The sequence below is a fragment of the Streptomyces flavofungini genome (genome assembly GCF_041028215.1).
GTDB lineage: Bacteria > Actinomycetota > Actinomycetes > Streptomycetales > Streptomycetaceae > Streptomyces > Streptomyces flavofungini_B.
This window is the reverse complement of record NZ_JASKYR010000916.1, coordinates 1-2787: the sequence shown is the minus strand read 5'-3', so window position 1 is coordinate 2787 and position 2787 is coordinate 1. Positions and strand designations below refer to the sequence as shown.

General features: G+C 74.7%; 3 protein-coding genes and 1 pseudogene. All 4 read left to right on the top strand.

The annotated features are described in order from the left end of the window. Positions 1-459, top strand: a 459-nt coding sequence (locus tag AB8Z36_RS36525) for an RsmE family RNA methyltransferase (protein WP_369217690.1), incomplete at its 5' end; no start/stop codon positions are given. Between the two features lie 20 nt (positions 460-479). Next, positions 480-872 (top strand): VOC family protein, encoded by a 393-nt coding sequence (locus AB8Z36_RS36520; RefSeq protein ID WP_369217689.1) that lies wholly within the window; start codon positions 480-482, stop codon positions 870-872. Positions 873-957: 85 nt separating this feature from the next. Next, positions 958-1581, top strand: a complete 624-nt coding sequence (locus tag AB8Z36_RS36515; RefSeq protein WP_440582096.1) for a hypothetical protein — start codon at positions 958-960, stop codon at positions 1579-1581. Between the two features lie 70 nt (positions 1582-1651). Further along, a pseudogene (locus AB8Z36_RS36510) lies at positions 1652-2787 on the top strand (hypothetical protein); the annotation flags it as partial.

The window sequence follows — 2787 nt, the reverse complement described above, 5'->3', positions numbered from 1 at the left end:
CTGGCCGTGGAGACCATGACGGAGACCGGCGTCGACGCCGTCGTGCCGTGGGCCGCGTCGCGCTGCATCACGCAGTGGAAGGGCGAGCGCGGCCTCAAGGCGCTCGCCAAGTGGCGGGCCACCGCGCGCGAGGCGGGCAAGCAGTCGCGCCGCGTCCGGTTCCCCGAGGTGGCGGACGCCGCCTCGACCAAGCAGGTCGCCGCGCTGCTCGCCGAGGCAGACTTCGCGGCCGTCCTGCACGAGGAGGGCAGCGAGCCGCTGGCCACCGCCGAGCTGCCCGCCACCGGCCACATCGTCCTGGTGGTGGGGCCCGAAGGAGGGGTTTCTCCCGATGAGCTCGCGCTGTTCGCGCAGGCCGGGGCGGCGCCCTACCGGCTCGGGCGTAGCGTGTTGCGTACATCGACCGCGGGGACCGCGGCGAGCGCCCTGCTCCTCGGACGCACGGGCCGCTGGTCCTGACCCGACCCACGGGGGCTGCGTTGGAACTCGCCCAGGTCCGCCTGCTCGTCTCGGACTTCCCTGCCTGCTACCGCTTCTACGCCGAGGTCCTCGGCCTCAAGCCCCAGTCGGGCGCCGAGGAGGGCCCGTACGAGAAGTTCAGCCCGGCCACCGGGTCCGCGGGCATCGCGCTCCAGGACCGGTCGATGATGGCCGGGCTCATCGACGAGCTGGCCGGTTCGGCGACCGGGCACCGCTCCCTCGTGGTGCTGCGCGTGGACGACCTGGACGCGTACTGCGAGCAGATCACCGGGCGCGGCGCCGTCCTCGCGCACGGGCCCGCACCGCTGACGGACCGCATGCAGGCCGCGCACCTCAAGGACCCCGAGGGCAACGTGGTGGAACTCCAGGAGTGGCTGCTCGCCCAGGGCTGACCCCCTCGGCGGCCCGGCAGGACCGGTTAACAGATGGCCGCAAGCGGTCTACCCCTGGGGCGCTCGCGGTGGCACGCTGCCGCTCATGGGGGCATTGAGGCGGTCCTACGGCCGCGCGAAGGGGTCGCCCGGGTTGCGGAGGCGGCGTGCGGCACCGGTCCTGTGTGCCGTCGGGCTCGCCGGAGCCGCCGCGCTCGGCGTCACCGCGTGCGACCCGGCCAACGGCGGCTTGAACACCTCGGCGGTCGCGCTCACCACCGACCAGATGGGCACCAAGGAACTGGAGCGGCAGCATCTGGACGTGGCGTGGCTGAGCTGTACGGCGCACTACGAGGACCGGGTGACCCCGAGCAGCGGCTCCTCCGCCGAGGAGAGCGTGGACGTCATCGTGGACTGCCAGGGCGAGAGCGGCGACGGCGAGGACATCACCATCAAGGGTTCGGTGCACTCCGTCGTCGACGGCGCCTGTGTGCGCGGCAACCTCACCGCCAAGGTCGAGGGCAAGGTCTGGTTCCACGTGGACGTCCTCGGCAACTGCGACGCGGGCGGCGGGGACAACGGCGGCGGTGACAACGGCGGTGGTGGCGGGCAGCCCGATCAGCCGACCCAGCCGCCCACCCAGGAGGAGCCGCAGCCAGGGCCCACCACGACCGTCACCGTGACCGTCCGCCCGCCCGAGCCGACCTGCGACTGTCTGCCGGGCAAGTGAGCACGGAGGTCCCCGGCCAAGTGATCCAAACGTCTGCCGGACCGCCGCGAGCCTGCCTAGGCTGGCCGGTGTGACACAGACTGCGTACCTCCGATACCCGCACATCCACGGCGAGTTGGTCACGTTCACGGCCGAGGACGACGTCTGGGTCGCCCCCCTCGACGGGGGCCGCGCCTGGCGGGTCAGCGCCGACAACATGCCCGTGAACCACCCCCGTTTCTCCCCGGACGGCACGACCGTCGCCTGGACGTCCACGCGGGACGGCGCGCCCGAGGTGCACATCGCGCCCGTCGACGGCGGCCCCTCCAAGCGGCTCACGTACTGGGGCACCGCCAGGACCGGCGTGCGCGGCTGGACCCCCGACGGACGCGTCCTCGCCGTCAGCGCGGCGGGCCAGGCCTCGCCGCGCCGCACCTGGGCGCGGGCCGTGCCGCTCGACGGCGGCCCCGCAGAGACCCTGCCGTACGGCCTGGTCGGCGATGTCGCGCACGGACCGCGGGGGCAGGTGCTGCTGCTCTCGGCCCCGATGGGGCGCGAGGCCGCCTGGTGGAAGCGGTACCGGGGCGGCACGGCGGGCAAGCTCTGGCTCCGCACGGCCGCCGAGGGCACGGCCGCCGCAAGCGCGACCGGCGACGGCGCGGACGCCGCAAGCACGACCGGCGACGGCACGGCCGCCGGAGAGGACGCCGCCTCCCGCGACGCCGCCTCCCGCGACGCCGCCTCCCGCGACGTCGCCCCCGCCTTCGTCCGGGTCCACGAAGCGCTCGAAGGCAACATCGAGTACCCCCTGTGGGTGGGGGAGCGGATCGCCTTCCTCAGCGACCACGAGGACGTGGGCGCCCTGTACTCCTCGCTGCCCGACGGCACAGACCTGCGGCGGCACTCCCCGGTCGACGGCTTCTACGCCCGGCACGCCGCCACCGACGGCACCCGCGTCGTCTACGCGTCGGCCGGTGAACTCTGGCTTCTCGACGACCTGGACGGCGCCGAGCCGCGCCGTATCGACGTCCGCCTCGGCGGCCAGCGCACCGACCTCCAGCCGCACCCGGTGCCCGCCGCCCGCTGGTTCGGCGCCGCCGCGCCCGACCACACCGGACGCGGCAGCGCGGTCTCCGTGCGCGGCTCCGTGCACTGGGTCACGCACCGCGAGGGCCCCGCCCGCGCCCTCGCCGCCACCCAGGGCGTCCGCGCCAGGCTGTSCCGCAC